The 14686-nt window shown below is 42.0% G+C and carries 16 protein-coding genes; 5 read left to right on the top strand and 11 right to left on the bottom strand.

Annotated features, from left to right (window positions below; genetic code table 11):
* Nucleotides 1–275: 275 nt before the first annotated feature.
* The 7 genes from ACFFGT_RS13500 to ACFFGT_RS13470 form a co-directional block, all read right to left on the bottom strand.
* Nucleotides 276–1706: a serine hydrolase domain-containing protein gene (locus ACFFGT_RS13500; protein ID WP_377023066.1), complete on the bottom strand. Its 1431-nt coding sequence runs from the start codon at nucleotides 1704–1706 to the stop codon at nucleotides 276–278.
* A gap of 9 nt (nucleotides 1707–1715) precedes the next feature.
* The gene (locus tag ACFFGT_RS13495) at nucleotides 1716–2255 is read right to left on the bottom strand and encodes a hypothetical protein (RefSeq protein WP_377023065.1); all 540 of its coding nucleotides are present in this window, start codon (nucleotides 2253–2255) and stop codon (nucleotides 1716–1718) included.
* A gap of 17 nt (nucleotides 2256–2272) precedes the next feature.
* Nucleotides 2273–3205: an aspartate carbamoyltransferase catalytic subunit gene (locus ACFFGT_RS13490; RefSeq protein ID WP_091163068.1), complete on the bottom strand. Its 933-nt coding sequence runs from the start codon at nucleotides 3203–3205 to the stop codon at nucleotides 2273–2275.
* A 152-nt stretch (nucleotides 3206–3357) separates the two neighbouring features.
* Nucleotides 3358–3906, bottom strand: coding sequence for a bifunctional pyr operon transcriptional regulator/uracil phosphoribosyltransferase PyrR (gene pyrR, locus ACFFGT_RS13485; protein WP_377023064.1), 549 nt, complete (start codon nucleotides 3904–3906; stop codon nucleotides 3358–3360).
* A 223-nt stretch (nucleotides 3907–4129) separates the two neighbouring features.
* Complete coding sequence (locus tag ACFFGT_RS13480; protein WP_377023063.1) at nucleotides 4130–4522, bottom strand: ACT domain-containing protein; 393 nt, start codon at nucleotides 4520–4522, stop codon at nucleotides 4130–4132.
* Nucleotides 4523–4741: 219 nt separating this feature from the next.
* On the bottom strand, nucleotides 4742–6712 hold the full coding sequence (rpsA, locus tag ACFFGT_RS13475) for a 30S ribosomal protein S1 (protein ID WP_377023062.1): 1971 nt from the start codon (nucleotides 6710–6712) through the stop codon (nucleotides 4742–4744).
* A gap of 200 nt (nucleotides 6713–6912) precedes the next feature.
* On the bottom strand, nucleotides 6913–7584 hold the full coding sequence (locus tag ACFFGT_RS13470; RefSeq protein ID WP_377023061.1) for a hypothetical protein: 672 nt from the start codon (nucleotides 7582–7584) through the stop codon (nucleotides 6913–6915).
* Between the two features lie 431 nt (nucleotides 7585–8015).
* On the opposite strand from ACFFGT_RS13470, the gene tyrS reads away from it, so the two are divergent.
* The 3 genes from tyrS (at nucleotide 8016) to ACFFGT_RS13455 (ending at nucleotide 10405) form a co-directional block, all read left to right on the top strand.
* Nucleotides 8016–9299, top strand: a complete 1284-nt coding sequence (gene tyrS, locus ACFFGT_RS13465) for a tyrosine--tRNA ligase (RefSeq protein WP_377023743.1) — start codon at nucleotides 8016–8018, stop codon at nucleotides 9297–9299.
* 159 nt (nucleotides 9300–9458) lie between these two features.
* Nucleotides 9459–9953 (top strand): Xre family toxin-antitoxin system antitoxin, encoded by a 495-nt coding sequence (locus tag ACFFGT_RS13460; protein ID WP_377023060.1) that lies wholly within the window; start codon nucleotides 9459–9461, stop codon nucleotides 9951–9953.
* On the top strand, nucleotides 9953–10405 hold the full coding sequence (locus tag ACFFGT_RS13455) for an RES family NAD+ phosphorylase (protein ID WP_377023059.1): 453 nt from the start codon (nucleotides 9953–9955) through the stop codon (nucleotides 10403–10405). Before ACFFGT_RS13460 ends, ACFFGT_RS13455 begins: the two co-directional genes overlap by 1 nt.
* Nucleotides 10406–10504: 99 nt before the next feature.
* Here the strand turns inward: ACFFGT_RS13455 and ACFFGT_RS13450 are convergent, their stop codons facing one another.
* From ACFFGT_RS13450 to ACFFGT_RS13440, 3 genes are all read right to left on the bottom strand, one after another.
* Nucleotides 10505–10921 (bottom strand): DUF2314 domain-containing protein, encoded by a 417-nt coding sequence (locus ACFFGT_RS13450; RefSeq protein ID WP_377023058.1) that lies wholly within the window; start codon nucleotides 10919–10921, stop codon nucleotides 10505–10507.
* A gap of 35 nt (nucleotides 10922–10956) precedes the next feature.
* Nucleotides 10957–11676: a PH domain-containing protein gene (locus tag ACFFGT_RS13445; protein ID WP_377023057.1), complete on the bottom strand. Its 720-nt coding sequence runs from the start codon at nucleotides 11674–11676 to the stop codon at nucleotides 10957–10959.
* 146 nt (nucleotides 11677–11822) lie between these two features.
* Nucleotides 11823–12809 carry a LuxE/PaaK family acyltransferase gene (locus ACFFGT_RS13440; protein ID WP_377023056.1) on the bottom strand — a complete coding sequence of 329 codons (987 nt, stop codon included), beginning with the start codon at nucleotides 12807–12809 and terminating at the stop codon, nucleotides 11823–11825.
* Between the two features lie 224 nt (nucleotides 12810–13033).
* On the opposite strand from ACFFGT_RS13440, the gene ACFFGT_RS13435 reads away from it, so the two are divergent.
* Together ACFFGT_RS13435 and ACFFGT_RS13430 are read left to right on the top strand one after the other, a co-directional pair.
* Nucleotides 13034–13513, top strand: a complete 480-nt coding sequence (locus ACFFGT_RS13435; RefSeq protein WP_377023055.1) for a DUF1203 domain-containing protein — start codon at nucleotides 13034–13036, stop codon at nucleotides 13511–13513.
* A gap of 97 nt (nucleotides 13514–13610) precedes the next feature.
* Nucleotides 13611–14291 (top strand): lipid-binding SYLF domain-containing protein, encoded by a 681-nt coding sequence (locus ACFFGT_RS13430; RefSeq protein WP_377023054.1) that lies wholly within the window; start codon nucleotides 13611–13613, stop codon nucleotides 14289–14291.
* A 52-nt stretch (nucleotides 14292–14343) separates the two neighbouring features.
* Here the strand turns inward: ACFFGT_RS13430 and ACFFGT_RS13425 are convergent, their stop codons facing one another.
* Complete coding sequence (locus ACFFGT_RS13425) at nucleotides 14344–14682, bottom strand: hypothetical protein (protein ID WP_377023053.1); 339 nt, start codon at nucleotides 14680–14682, stop codon at nucleotides 14344–14346.
* Between the last annotated feature and the right edge of the window lie 4 nt (nucleotides 14683–14686).

The following is a 14686-nucleotide window of genomic DNA, read 5'->3' as shown; positions in this document are numbered from 1 at the left end:
CTGAATAGTGTGAAGGGAAAGGTGCTTGAAAGCTTAATTTGTTTTCAGGTACCTTTTTTATTTAGACGATTTTTAACATCCCTGCCTTAAATAAAAAATGTCATTTCGATAGAGCAGGGGGAGGATATGAGTGTTGGGGCGAAAGAGAAATCTTCTGCACCATGCATTGGCCGCCAGGTGAGGCAGGGTGCAGAAGATTTCTCCTCACGCCTTCGCGCAATTCCCTGCTGGTTCGTTCGAAATGACAACGTTTATTTATGATAATTGTAAGCTTGTTATTTAACCTCCCCTTGCAACTTCTTAATAATCCCCGTCCCCATAGCATCTGTACTTTCTGCTGCATTGGATAACACCACCACGGCAAGCTTCTTATCAGCGTTAAAAGCTAAAAAGCTGCTGCTACCATAGGTGCCGCCATTGTGAAAGATATATTCCACACCATCAACCCAAATAATATGCCAGCCGAGGGCTATTTTAGCATCCTTGCTGTAAGTTGTCTGATGAGTGAGATCAAAGGCCTTTGATAGCTTATCTGTGCCACCGAGCATGTTAGCCTTTGCATATATCAGCAGATCATTTACCGTTGAATGCAGGGCACCGCAGGCGGCAAGGGCGTCAAAATCCCAGGCAACTGTAGGGTCTCCGTATTGGCTGTATACTTTGGTGAAGCGGGGCAGCTGTAAAGCGCTTAAATGCTGAACTGTATTTTTCATGGCTAAAGGAGTACAGATCACTTCCTGTACCATTTGTTCAAAAGTCTTACCGCTTACCTGAGATAATATGGTTCCTAATAAACCCACCCCTAAATTGGAATAAGCATATTGCTCGCCTGGTTTACTGTTGAGTTTACAGGTTTTGAGATAACTATACAGCAACTTTTTGTTATAGCTTTTATAGGGATTAGCGGCACTGGCCGAATCGAACTGAAGGTTTTCGGGGATCCGGGCCAATCCTGATGTGTGATTGCTTAGCGTGAGCAGGGTTACAGCGTTTAATGCGGTATTGGTTTTTACCGAATCGGGGAGGTATTGGGTGATTGGATCGGTGAGCTTTACTTTACCCTCGTTGGCGTAATAAGCCAGCAGGGTAGCCGTAAATGTTTTGGTGATGGACCCAATCTCAAATAGCGTGTTTGCTGTTGGCAGCTGATTGTTGCCGCGGGCTGTTTCTCCATAGTTATAAATACTGATCTGCCCATCTTTAAGGATCCCTATGCTCAGGCCAACGGTATTTGCCTTTTGAATATAGGCATGAGCTACTGAATCCACCTGTTTATCCATGGTATTGAGTAGTTTATTTGAGGTTGGGATCTGCGTTGTTTTATCGGCAGTTACATCTTTATAAGGCTGAAACAGGAAAAGCTCTATCTGGTTACCTGCATCAAGGCTCATGAGCAATTGCAACGTTACCGATTGAAATACCAGCTTGTAAGTACTTACCTTGTTGTTAACAAAGCTGATAACAGTTGAGCCCTTAATGTCATTCAAGGGAAAGAGTTGTTGCTCCATAAGGTGACGAAATTGTCCTTCGCTAACAGCATGCCTGAAGTTTGGGCCGGTTATAGCATAAATGGAGTCGGCCTGTTTAGCATTGAAGAATTTTTTCACCAGCACAAATACCGAATCGGTTTTATACTGCTGATGACTTTGGGCAAATGTTATGCCCGATATAAATAAAAACAGAACGAAGCAGAGCTTGAATTTCATTAAGCGTATTTAAATATCCTGGTAATCTTTGGCAAAGTAATTATCGGCCAAAGGATCGGTTAAGCGCACAAAGCGTTTTTCATTGTATTTCCACCTGATGCGGAATATGATAACGGCAATACCAGCCCCTATCATATAATTGTAACCGATAAAAGCAAACATATCGCCGGGTTCGGCCAGTAAGGTGTGCATATCCCTGCCTTTAAAAATTAACCAGGCAACGCTTGTAATGAGTGATATAGCCAGCCCGAAAATAAACCCGCCGTCAATAATGCAATAGTTCCACTTGCCTCGCTTGCGTGAATGTTCCCACTTTTTTACAAAGCTGATGTTGTCGATATCTTCCTCGGTAAGGCCTTTGGCCTTAAGCTTTTCGGCTTGGGCTAATTTATATTGATAGCGGTAATAGCCTTGTATAAACGAAAACGGGAAGAATATGAGGAAGATGATATTGTTGTGGTCATAAAAGTACAACGCAGCAATAACCGCCAGATAAAGCAGTTCTCCTTTATAAGCATGTTTCAGATATGTTTTAAAATTGAACTTCATACCTGAAACATCCTATTTTATATTGTTGGTGTTTGACCGGCCAGCAGGTAAAGCACAGCCATACGTACGGCTACACCATTTTCTACCTGGTCCAGAATTATAGATTGCTTGCTGTCGGCTACATCGCTGGTGATCTCCACTCCCCGGTTGATAGGGCCGGGGTGCATCACGGTGATCTCTTTATCCAATGAATCCAGTATAGTTTTATTAAGACCGAAAAGCATGGTGTATTCCCTTAATGAAGGGAAATATTTTATATCCTGGCGCTCCAGCTGAATGCGGAGCATGTTGGCCACATCGCACCAGTTAAGGGCTTTAATCAGGTTGTGCTCAACCTTAACACCTAATGAGCCAATGTATTTTGGGATCAATGTTGTTGGTCCGCAAACCATCACTTCGGCACCGAGCTGTTTTAGGCAAAGGATATTGGAAAGCGCTACGCGCGAGTGCAGGATATCGCCCACAATTACCACCTTTTTACCGGCTACATCTCCATACTTTTCACGGATTGAGAAAGCATCAAGCAAAGCCTGGGTAGGGTGCTCATGCGCCCCGTCTCCAGCGTTCACTATCTGAGCCTTGACGTGTTTTGACAGGAAGATGCCTGCGCCTGCATAAGGGTGGCGCATAACCACCATATCAACCTTCATGGCCAGGATGTTGTTCACAGTGTCAATCAGCGTTTCGCCCTTGCTTACCGATGATGACGAGGCCGCGAAGTTGATCACATCGGCCGATAGCCTTTTTTCGGCCAGCTCAAATGATAAACGGGTGCGGGTTGAGTTTTCAAAGAAAATATTGGCAATGGTAACATCCCGCAGCGACGGCACTTTTTTAATCGGTCGGTTTAAAACAGATTTAAAAGTATCGGCAGTTTCAAATATCAGCTCAATATCTGCCCGGTTCAAATCTTTTATACCTAATAAGTGTCGTGTGCTCAGTCCTGCCATGTCGATTTTGATCCTGTTATATTTAATTCTCTTTGTTATTGGTCATGTCATTGCGAGGTACGAAGCAATCGCACGGAGGCAGAGCCGCTTTGTATAGCATGCGATTGCCACGCTATCGCTCGCAATGACATATTATTATTCTATTATTTCTATTATTCCTGTACCTCTGAAACCAGTACTATCTTATCTTCCCCGTCAGTATCCTTCCAGCTTACCACTACTTTTTGCGATGCGATGGAATCAACCTCGATACCCACATAATCGGCAGATACCGGTATATGACGTGAATAACGGCGATCGACCAAAGCTAAAAGCTCAATCTTTTCCGGGCGACCAAATGCCTGCATGGCATCCATGGCGGCACGGATAGTACGGCCTGTCCATAGCACGTCATCCATCATGATCACTTTTTTGCCTTCAATAATAAAATCTATTTTAGTTTGATTTGGCAGCAGTTGTGATTCACGGCGGCGGAAATCGTCGCGGTAAAAGGTGATATCAAGGTCGCCTTGCAGTATGTTTTTATCAGGGAGGATCTTTCTTAGTTCTTCGGCAACACGTTTGGCTAAATAGATGCCACGTGGCTGAATACCAATTAATACTGTGTTTGAAAAGTCGTTATGATTTTCAATTAACTGGCGACATAAACGTTGTATGGTGATTTGAAACTTTTGTCCGTCGAGCAGTGTTAGATTTTGCATCGTATGGGTGGATTTGGGCAAAAGTAATAATTTGTTTTCAGTTTTGGAGGATGAGTTTTGAAAGGGGAGTTGCAGGGATCTCCGGTTTCCAACAAAATACATCTACTTACGTCATTGCGAGGAACGAAGCAATCCCCTACGTACAGAGTCGCTTTTATAACCGCCCTGTAAAGTTCGCGATTGCTTCGTTCCTCGCAATGACGGGTGGGAATTGGAATGAGAATTACTCTGATAGCCTTTTCAACGCCATCATCGCCCTTTCCGCATCTTTCTTCGCTACAAAAATATGATCATGATAATAAGCTGCTACTACATTGCAGCTTATGCTTTCTTTTGCCAGCGCGGTTGCAAATGCAGCGGTAAGGCCGGTGGCTTCCAGTGATGAGTGGATGGTTAAAGTGATCCAGGCGGCTACGTAGGTATATTCAAGGTTTAACTTATCTGCAGTTTCTTTTTTCAGGATTAGGGTAGGAGCTTCTTCCTCTTTAAAAAAAGCTATAATATCATTCGTGTTGATGTTATTTAATGATGGTGTTGTGCAATAAACGTAGTCACCTTCATTGAGTACAGGTGTCATGTTTTTGAGCAGGGTATTGAGGTTGGTTTCTCCGGACATAAGGCAAAAGTAAATTAAAAACATGTCATACTAACTCGCGCTCGTTTAAAACGAGTGCGTAACCTGGGTTTGCGTTTGTAACGCCCGGCGATACAATCGCCAAACCATATTAAGCGCTCGTTACAAACGAGCGCAAGTATAGCATGGAATTAAAAAAGTTTAATCCAACAAAAAAGCCTCCCGATTTATCGGGAGGCTTGTATAAGCTTTAAGCTAAAATTATGCTTCTTCTTCTTCAGAATTTTTAGCAGCAGGTGCAGCCTTGCGGGCTTTGTTTTCAGCACCTTCCATTTGCTCTTTTAATTGAGCTAATACGCTAAGATCACCTAAAGTTGATTTTTCAACAGAATCTTTCACTTTTTTCACCGCATTAGTAGCAGCTTTTGCTTCTTTTTTACGGTTTTCAAATTCCTGTACGCGGGCATCAGCGCGGGCTTCTTCCCAGATACGTGAGTGTGAAATAACGATACGTTTGTTTTCTTTGTTAAATTCAATGATTTTGAATTCAGCAGCTTCTTCAGCTTTCAGGCTCTTACCGTCTTCTTTAACCAGGTGTTTGGTTGGCGCAAAGCCTTCAACACCGTAAGGTAAAGCTACGATAGCACCTTTGTCGGTTACTTTGATAACGGTACCTTCATGGATCGAATCGATAGTGAAGATAGTTTCAAATGTATCCCAAGGGTTTTCTTCAAGCTGTTTGTGGCCTAAGCTCAATTTGCGGTTTTCAACATCAAGTTCAAGTACAACCACGTTTAATTTTTCACCAACTTTAGTGAATTCGTTAGGGTGGTTAACTTTTTTAGACCAAGAAAGGTCAGAGATGTGGATCAAGCCATCGATGCCGTCTTCCAGTTCAACAAACACACCAAAGTTAGTCATGTTTTTAACTGTAGCTACGTGCTGGGTACCAACTGCATACCTTTCAGCAGCGTTTTGCCATGGATCAGGAGTTAATTGTTTAACACCTAATGACATTTTGCGCTCTTCGCGGTCTAAAGTCAATACTTGAGCTTCGATCTCGTCACCAACTTTCAGGAATTCCTGAGGGTTGCGCAGGTTTTGTGACCATGACATTTCTGATACGTGGATCAAACCTTCAACACCAGGGATGATTTCAAGGAATGCGCCGTAATCAGCAACGGTAACGATTTTACCTTTAACTTTTGAACCAACCTGAATTTCTTCAGAAAGGCTTTGCCAAGGGTGAGGGGTTAATTGTTTCAAGCCAAGAGCGATACGTTTTTTCTCGTCATCAAAGTCAAGAACAACAACGTTGATCTTTTGATCCAATGCCAAAATTTCGCGTGGGTGCTCAATACGGCCCCATGAAATATCTGTAATGTGCAGTAAGCCGTCAACACCACCAAGGTCAATGAATACACCAAAGTCGGTAATGTTTTTAACGGTACCTTCCAATACCTGACCTTTTTCAAGGCGTGCAACAATTTCTGTTTTTTGATTTTCCAGATCGTCTTCGATAAGCACTTTGTGCGATACCACAACGTTCTTGAATTCGTGGTTGATTTTAACAACTTTGAACTCCATAGTTTTACCTACGTACACATCGTAATCCCTGATAGGTTTGATATCGATCTGTGAGCCAGGTAAGAAGGCTTCAACGCCCATAATGTCAACAATTAAACCACCTTTAGTACGGCTTTTTACAAAACCAGTGATGATTTCATCATTATCAAGGGCTGAATTAATGCGTTCCCATGATTTTTGAGTTTTTGCACGTTTGCGTGAAAGTACTAACTGACCGTTAGCATCTTCCTGCGATTCAACAAAAACGTCAACTTTGTCACCGATCTTAAGATCTGGTGTGTCACGGAATTCTGATACTGATACTAAACCGTCTGATTTGAACCCTACGTTAAGTACTACATCTTTGTTGTTAACGTTAACAACAGTACCGGTGATGATTTCGCCTTTGGTGATAGAGCTGAAAGTTCCATCATACAATTTCTCAAATTTCTCACGGTCGTCATCGCTGTAGTTACCAAATTTTTTATCGTCAGCATCCCAATCGAAATCTTCGCTTGGTGTTAAGGCGATCTTTGATTTGATCTCTTCGATAGATATTGAATCAGCCTCTGATTCAATAGTTTCTTTTTCGCCAGATGCGGTAACTGTACCCAGTTCAGCTTCTTTCGCTTTTAATTCTTTTTCTGCTTCTTGTTTTTTTGCCATTAAATAATTTTTCTCCTTTTCCCAATTTGTTAATTGGGACTGCAAAGGTACGGATATATTTTATTGAAAAAAGAAATTTTTTAATGTTAATTGCTTATATTCAAGCCATTTTGTTTTAAAAACGATGGTTTTTCGGCGCTGCCTGTTTATTGGAGTGTAAAACAGCGCTTTGCGAGGGCCTTTTATAGCCATAAAATGTTTTAAACGCTGGTTAGTTTATGCTCTATCTCCTCAAAAATCAGCATAAAATCATCAAACATTTGTTCGCGATAATGATCCAGGATATCATTCATCAATGCTTCCTGTTCGGGAGTAAAAGGATCATGCCAAACCCGCATGCAGATCCGTTTAAGCGCATAGGCTATCTGGTGCGTTTCGGCATAGGTATGCAGGTATTGACTTTTTTTAAAGCCTTCGTAAAATTTAAAGAAAACATCGCTGTCCTTTAGGCCGGCAAAAGTTAAAAACTCCTTTATTTTATCTTCCCGGCAGCCGCTCAAGTGATCGTAAAATTCATTAACACTTATTTTACCTGTGGTGAGCAGCAGGTTATCTATAATAAGCTCCAATGCTATGTGACCTAAAAAGAAAGGTTTAACCGGTGAGCCGACTAAGGCGGGGGCCAGCAGTTTTTTAAGTTCGTGCGAACGGGTAGTGAAAAAATCGGATGAATGAAAATAACGGTCTACATCAAGGTGTTTATTCCATCCGGCTATGATAGAATTGATCTCGTTATCAGTGTGATGTAGTTTTTCGGGGTGGAGGATGATAGTTTTATCGGCATTTTTCAACAGGTCGGGCAGTACCGTTCCCAACACGTGGTAACAGTTGGTAGTATGCCTGTCAAAATAAAAATGCGATAAAAAATTCATAACCCTTGCTTTGCAAAATACCCGGTTTTGCTCAAGATACAAAATATAAGTAATTATTTGAAATAGGGTTTACCTATAGTTAACCCGGTGTAGGGTTGTTAAATTGAATACCTTGAGTTAATGGTTCATTAATTCCCGAAACATTAAAGGCGTAAAAGGAGGCACCTACGGAGCCAAAAGGTTGGCTTTTCTTCCTAATAAACATGGTATTCTTCCGGAGTTTAAGATCGTGAAAACACAACTCCGGAGAAGTACCATGTTTTTAGAAAATATAAATTCATTGTTTCGGCTCCGGAGGCGCCTCCTATCGCTTGCAAATAATCGTTTCGCATAAAAGGATCACACTAACACCTATGCCTGATCTATCAATTTTAAAAACACTTCCCCCAATTATTCTTTTATATTTGCACCTTTTTGAAACAGAACTTGATATGAACTTTGTTGAAGAATTACGCTGGCGCGGCATGCTGCATACCGAAATGCCCGGAACTGAGGATATGTTAAATAAAGGTATGGCTTCAGGATATATCGGGTTTGATCCAACTGCTGATTCATTGCATGTTGGTCACCTTACCCAGATTATGACCCTGATCCACTTTCAGCGCGCGGGCCACAAACCTTATGCGTTAGTTGGCGGTGCTACCGGCATGGTTGGCGACCCGTCGGGCAAATCGGCCGAGCGTAATTTATTATCAGAGGATGTGCTGCAGCATAACCTGGAAGCTGTAAAAAAACAGCTTACCCGTTTTCTTGATTTTAACACCGGCGCCAACAGCGCCGAAATGGTGAACAATTACGATTGGTTCAAAAGCTTTACTTTTCTTGATTTTATCCGTGATGTAGGCAAACACATTACGGTAAACTATATGATGGCCAAAGATTCGGTTAAAAAACGCCTTGAAGGTGATACCGGCATGTCATTCACCGAATTTACTTACCAACTGGTACAGGGCTATGATTTTTATTACCTGTGGAAGCACCATAACTGCTCATTGCAAATGGGCGGCAGCGATCAGTGGGGTAATATTGTTACCGGTACCGAGTTGATTCGTCGTAAGGACAGTGGTGAAGCTTTTGCCTTAACTACCAACCTGATCAAAAAAGCCGACGGTACCAAATTCGGTAAAACTGAAAGCGGCGCGGTTTGGTTAGATGCTGAACGAACCTCACCTTACCAGTTTTACCAGTTTTGGTTAAATACTACAGATGTTGATGCTAAAGCTTACATCCGTATTTTTACCCTGCTTGAGCGCGAGGTTATTGAAACTATGGAAGTTGAACATGATGCCGCACCACATACCCGCATATTGCAAAAGGCACTGGCAAAGGATATTACTATCCGTGTGCATGGCGAAGCTGAATATGAAAAGGCAATCAAATCATCGGAATTTTTATTCGGGAATATCGGTCTTGAGTTTTTAAATGAACTAACTGATTCCGAAGTGCTCGGGATTTTTTCAGGGGTGGATAACTATACAATTGCATTAAGCGATCTGGAACAAGGTATCAATGTAACAGACCTGCTGGCTGTTAAAACTTCAATTTTTTCATCAAAAGGTGAAGCAAAGAAAATGATTCAAGGCGGCGGTGCTGCTATTAATAAAGTTAAAATAGCAAGTGCTGAGGATATTTATAATGTTGACATGTTGATTAACGGTAAGTTTATAATAGTGCAAAAAGGCAAAAGGAATTACTTTTTGATAGTTGCAGAATAAATCAGATCATTGAGTCATTAGCCTTTGAGGTCATTAAGTAATTGATAATGACTTAATGAATAATGACCCAATGATAAAAAAGCGATAGGTAAAACTCCTATCGCTTTTTTGTTGGCTTAATATTTGTAAATGCGACAAATGGTAATTATATTTGTATATATGTCGTATAAATCAAAGCCGGATACTAAAAACGAGGTTAATGAACCAATGGCAGCATATGCTGTTCAGGGAGCTATGCCTTCGTTTTATAGTTTATTGAATGGTTCAAAGCAGGTAAAAGCATCTTCTGATTTTGATATTATCAGCCTTGCACGTAAGGGATTCCCTAAAAGTGCTTTGCTATCCCTTGCAAAAAAGATCTCCTTAAATATCCAGGAGCTTGCCAATATACTCCATATCTCCGAGCGTACTTTACAACGCTATGAGGATGATGTTATCATAAAAACCGAATACGCCGAAAAAGCCATTGAGCTTGCCCGGCTTTATACTCGCGGCGAGGAAGTTTTTGAGTCGATGGATAAATTCAAGATCTGGATCAAAACACCGTCGGTGGTTTTCAGGGGCGAAGCTCCGGTAACTATTTTAGATACTTCGGCGGGTTTTGATATGGTGTTCAAAGAACTTGGCCGCATAGAGCACGGTATTTTTGCCTGATGATACTTTACCGTATTACTAAATGTAATTACGCTGCCGACCTGAGCGGCTCAGGTGCGCGATTATATGGCGGCCGCTGGAACAGCGAAGGCAAGCCGATGCTTTACCTGGCTTCGTCACAATCGTTGGCAGTGCTTGAGGTGCTGGTGCATTTAGATCCCCTGATAATTCCAGGTAATTATTGCCTTGCCGAAATTGAAGTGCCGGATAGTAAGATAATTACTGTTGAAGTTGAGCAATTACCTGAAGATTGGCGGGATATATCAGGCCCGGTAATTCTGCGTGAATTGGGCGATTCCTTCCTCAAAAAACAGGAATATTTATTGATGAAAGTACCCTCATCAATTGTCCCTGCCGAATTTAATTACCTGCTTAATCCGTTGCATCCCGATGCTTTTGATGTGAAACTTTTAAAAAGAGAGCCTTTCGGTTTTGATCGGAGGTTGCTTTAGTCATTGGGGCATCCGATGAATCCTCATTAGGTATTTGAATAGTGTTTGTCGATGATCTAAATGACAAAAGGGGCAGTGGATATAATCCGTTGCCCCTTTTTATTTGGCGTTTTCTCTTACATAGCCGCTTGAAAATCCCCCAACCTTGGTGTTGGTTAAAAAATCCTGTAGTATCCAGTCTTCAACATTATGTTGGGAAACTTCAATGGGGTCGCCGTACTTTATGTGGGTTATCGCTGATGGTTTATTGGCAAGTTTGCCTATAAAAAGGCCATCCTTAAAACGATCTACCTGCACCCACATGTGTTCGGTATTATCACCTTCAACAAAATTGGTTTTTACCGCATATCTAAATAATTCGTCTCCCTCTTCATGGTTTTCCATAAATTCAATAAGGTAAGGAAGCTGTTCCTGGGCTTTTGCTTTAAACTCCTGCAATAAGTTGTCATTGGCCGAAAGACCTGCAACAACACTTTTGGGCTCTGCTGTTTTTTTCTTTTTAAAAAATCCAAGCATATTGAATCGTTTTGATTAATGAAGGCAACGAGTTCTTAAAGATCGCTCAGCAAATCAAGTTTTTTGGCGTTATATTCTTCCTGTGATATAAGACCATTATCAAACAAAGTTTTTAGCTTCTTTAATTTCTCGGTAAGCTCATCTGGTTTAGCAGCCGGCGCAGGTGCTTGCGTTTCCTGTACAACGGGTGCAGGGGCTGCAACTGGAGCGGCGGGTGGTGCAACAGGAGCAGAAGGTGCTGTATAGCCGTTAGTTTGAGAAAATGGCTGCGGTGATGCCGGTGCTACAAATGCACGTGCAGGTGAATTTTCCAGTTGGATAGCACCTGATTCGGCACGTTTTTGTTCCAGGTCGCGCTGACGGCGGGCTTCGCGTTCAACCTCTTTACGCTCCTGGGCGTACTGATATAATTTACGGCCCTGAACTTTAGGCAGGTAATCAACAGCCATTTCGGCGCCACCTGTGGTTTTTACGCTGAAAATGGAGCCGATAATTTCTTCCTTGGTATATACGTCAACGATATCTTTCCAAACAAAATCAACAAACTTGATGGATAAGCCCAGGTTGGCCGGGGTAAAAAACAATACACGTTTGTTGGTAATAGCTATACAATCAGGAAAAAGGTTTACCAGCGGCTTTTTCTGAACGGCAATATAGATAACCTCTTCGCCCGAAGAAAGCAGATCAACAAGGCGTGAATAAACCTTTTCAACTGTTTTGGGATCCTGTTCCTCGTTTAAAAATTTTTCAATCATGTTTTTAGCATTTATGATGCGCGCAAAAATAACAATAATACCGGTCAAAGAGTCAAGAATCACGAGTTAAGAAGTAAGAAAAAAGGCGAAATCTTATTTAACGACCTTCCTGACTCTTGATTCTTAGCTCTTGAATCTCAATAATATTAAGCAATCAGCAAATTACACCCGCGGATGTCTGACTGATCAAACCGGCCCAATACCTCAAACGATCCATCAGCATGGATCTTGCCTAAATCCTGTGTGGCAATAAACGCGCAGGAGTTGATATTGGCCAGGTCAATAACGCTGATGCCACCTGTTTTACCTGTTTGTAACGTGCTTAGTGGATCGTTAGTATCACGGATGATGATCTTCATCCATGGCGGGCAATTAAAAATGCCATCACCTTTAGAGTAGGCTTGCGATAGCAGTTCCGTCATCCCATATTCTGAATGGATATGTTTAACGCCGAAGCCTTTACCTAAAACCTCATGCAGTTCCTCGCGGATCATTTCCTTGCGGCGGCCTTTCATGCCGCCGGTTTCCATCACCACCAGTTCGGGGAAGTTTACCCGGTAGTTTTCAATAAAATCAAGCAGACCGAAAGTTACACCTATTAAAAGTGTCGGTTTCCCGGCATCCTGTTGCTTTTTAAGCTGATGAAAAAGTTCATCATGGTTGTACAAAAAAAAGCCGCTATCTGGATTGTTTGATTGTTTGATTAAGTCATCAACCATATAAATGAGCGACGAGCCTTCGCGCTCCAGATAAGAGGGCAGCAGGGCTAAAACAGTATAATCCCGGATGTCGCCATAGAAAAGGGCAAATGCCTTACGGAAACTTTCCTCATACCAGGTTTTGTCAATAACCAGGTGACTGCTGGTGATCATACCTGTAGTGCCCGAACTGGTAAAGGTTACTTCAACAGGTTCACCGGTGCTTAATATGCTGTGCGATTTAAAAAACTCAATAGGTAAAAAAGGGATTTGCCCGTAGGATGTAATTGATGACGGATCAATTTTTAATCCCGCAATAAACTGCCTGTAAACCGGGGTATGTTTTGCCTGGTAATTGAAAACCTGCAAGGCTGTTTCATTAAATTGCTCATCGGTACTGATAGAAAATACCTGCTGTTTACCTGGCTTGTTCATTGAAGGCAAAGATAAGGAAATGTGCAGATGTGCGGATTTCAGATGTGCAGATTGTCTGAACCGGGATTAAACTGATTTTTTAGATTAATGGATTTTATCTGTTTGTTATTTACTATACATCCGGTGAATCCTTTAATCCCAGAAATCATGGTTCAAACTCCGCAAGTTTCGGGTTGAAGTGCCCCGGGCTTCACCCGACCTTTGATGTATCAAAAATAATAATCATGAACACATTTAAAATTGTACCGCTATCCAAATCATTCGCGCAAAAAATAAGAACTACCATGACCGACGATTTTGGAGGCGAGGTTGTTGAGCAACTGGCTACCGGGCTTGGGCCTTGTCGGGTTTCGCTTAAACCCTTTGAGCGTAATGTTGATAAGCGACTGTTGTTAAAACATTCGCCTTTTGAAATTGAAAATGCTTATAACCAGCCGGGGCCGGTTTTTATCCATGCTAATGATGTAGAGGAATACAGCGATATCTATCGTTTCCCGCCCGAGATCAAGGCTAATAAAAAGAGCTTTCCGTTGTCGCTCATTGGTTACAGCAAGACGCAGCAAATGGTTTTAACCAGGCTTGTTGGTGATGCTGATGTGGACGAGCTGATTAAGGAGATATTTGCCGAAAACGATAATGTAGAATATTTGCATGCCAGAAATGCCCAGGCTTGCTGTTTTATATGCAAAATTGAGCGCGTTTGACTTTGGTATTACATAAAATTGAAAAACAAGTACGTGTTTTGGGGGTTAGTTAAGTATCGAAGCATACAATAGTTAATTATATTAATCATCCAACCCCATGAAAACATTGAAATTTTTGAGGCTCCCGGTTTTGTTAGGCCTCTTTTTTGTAATGATATCGGCAAAGCCGGCCGATGACGACAGCAAACAAACGGAGCGCATCCACAACGCATCGAATGTGTTGAAAGAATTTGCCAAAATGAAGGAAAGTATCCCGCACCAATTACTGGAAGAATACGAAGGTATCGTGATCATTCCTAAAATGATCAATGCAGGCTTTGGCATAGGCGGTAAGCGAGGAAAAGGCGTTGCCATGGTAAAACTGGGCAACGGCAAGTGGAGCGACCCGGTATTTATTACCCTTACAGGCGGCAGTTTTGGTTTGCAGATAGGGGTACAATCGGTAGATCTGGTATTGGTGTTCCGTGACAAAGGCGTATTAACTAAAGTTAAAAACGGCGATTTTACCATTGGTGGTGATATTTCTGCAGCGGCAGGTCCGGTTGGGCGTAGTTCAACGGCAAGTACCGATTATAAGTTACAGGCTGAGGTATATTCTTATTCGCGCAGTAAAGGCTTATTTGCAGGTATATCTATTAATGGCTCAAACCTGGGTATTGATAAAGACTCAAATGCTGCTTACTACGGAGCAAAAGCAACCTCGCAGGATATTTTTGCCCAGGCGGCCAGCACTACTGACGCAGTTAAAACATTGAAAGAAACATTGGCTGCGTTTTAAAAAATAACACGTTGATAAAAAAAATGCCCGGAATTTCAGCCGGGCATTTTTTTTAATGCTTTTGAAATGCCCGTTTGAGCAGCAGCCCCGAAAGCGCCGACATCCCGCCGACCAGTCCGCCTAAAATGCCAGTTACCGCCAGTATATAACCCCAGCCCGGCAAATTAAATAAATGGGCTATGCGCGTAGCCATGATGTGATCGTTAGGGATGCTTTTAAACAATGCCAGTACTACCCACACAATCAAAACAGCTATAAAGGCTTGCCAAAAGGAGCTTTTTGCTGTAGTACCAATAAAAAGTGCTGTCAAAAATGATATGATGGCAACTATCCACCAGGGTAAAAAATATCCGCTGGCAAATGAAAGTATAAGTATAATGAGGAATGGCATGTTG

Source organism: Mucilaginibacter angelicae (assembly GCF_042434235.1).
Lineage (GTDB): Bacteria > Bacteroidota > Bacteroidia > Sphingobacteriales > Sphingobacteriaceae > Mucilaginibacter > Mucilaginibacter angelicae.
The sequence above is the reverse complement of the archived record's forward strand: the minus strand, read 5'-3'. Positions and strand labels throughout refer to the sequence as shown.

Bases quoted from the DNA above. Each gene is read 5' to 3' on its own strand.
- ACFFGT_RS13460 (WP_377023060.1), top strand. From the start codon at position 9,459: ATGTCGTATAAATCAAAGCCGGATACTAAAAACGAGGTTAATGAACCA.
- ACFFGT_RS13450 (WP_377023058.1), bottom strand. From the start codon at position 10,921: ATGCTTGGATTTTTTAAAAAGAAAAAAACAGCAGAGCCCAAAAGTGTT.
- rpsA (WP_377023062.1), bottom strand. From the start codon at position 6,712: ATGGCAAAAAAACAAGAAGCAGAAAAAGAATTAAAAGCGAAAGAAGCT.
- pyrR (WP_377023064.1), bottom strand. From the start codon at position 3,906: ATGCAAAATCTAACACTGCTCGACGGACAAAAGTTTCAAATCACCATA.
- ACFFGT_RS13425 (WP_377023053.1), bottom strand. From the start codon at position 14,682: ATGCCATTCCTCATTATACTTATACTTTCATTTGCCAGCGGATATTTT.
- ACFFGT_RS13435 (WP_377023055.1), top strand. From the start codon at position 13,034: ATGAACACATTTAAAATTGTACCGCTATCCAAATCATTCGCGCAAAAA.
- ACFFGT_RS13480 (WP_377023063.1), bottom strand. From the start codon at position 4,522: ATGTCCGGAGAAACCAACCTCAATACCCTGCTCAAAAACATGACACCT.
- ACFFGT_RS13430 (WP_377023054.1), top strand. From the start codon at position 13,611: ATGAAAACATTGAAATTTTTGAGGCTCCCGGTTTTGTTAGGCCTCTTT.
- ACFFGT_RS13495 (WP_377023065.1), bottom strand. From the start codon at position 2,255: ATGAAGTTCAATTTTAAAACATATCTGAAACATGCTTATAAAGGAGAA.
- ACFFGT_RS13470 (WP_377023061.1), bottom strand. From the start codon at position 7,584: ATGAATTTTTTATCGCATTTTTATTTTGACAGGCATACTACCAACTGT.
- tyrS (WP_377023743.1), top strand. From the start codon at position 8,016: ATGAACTTTGTTGAAGAATTACGCTGGCGCGGCATGCTGCATACCGAA.
- ACFFGT_RS13445 (WP_377023057.1), bottom strand. From the start codon at position 11,676: ATGATTGAAAAATTTTTAAACGAGGAACAGGATCCCAAAACAGTTGAA.
- ACFFGT_RS13490 (WP_091163068.1), bottom strand. From the start codon at position 3,205: ATGGCAGGACTGAGCACACGACACTTATTAGGTATAAAAGATTTGAAC.
- ACFFGT_RS13455 (WP_377023059.1), top strand. From the start codon at position 9,953: ATGATACTTTACCGTATTACTAAATGTAATTACGCTGCCGACCTGAGC.
- ACFFGT_RS13500 (WP_377023066.1), bottom strand. From the start codon at position 1,706: ATGAAATTCAAGCTCTGCTTCGTTCTGTTTTTATTTATATCGGGCATA.
- ACFFGT_RS13440 (WP_377023056.1), bottom strand. From the start codon at position 12,809: ATGAACAAGCCAGGTAAACAGCAGGTATTTTCTATCAGTACCGATGAG.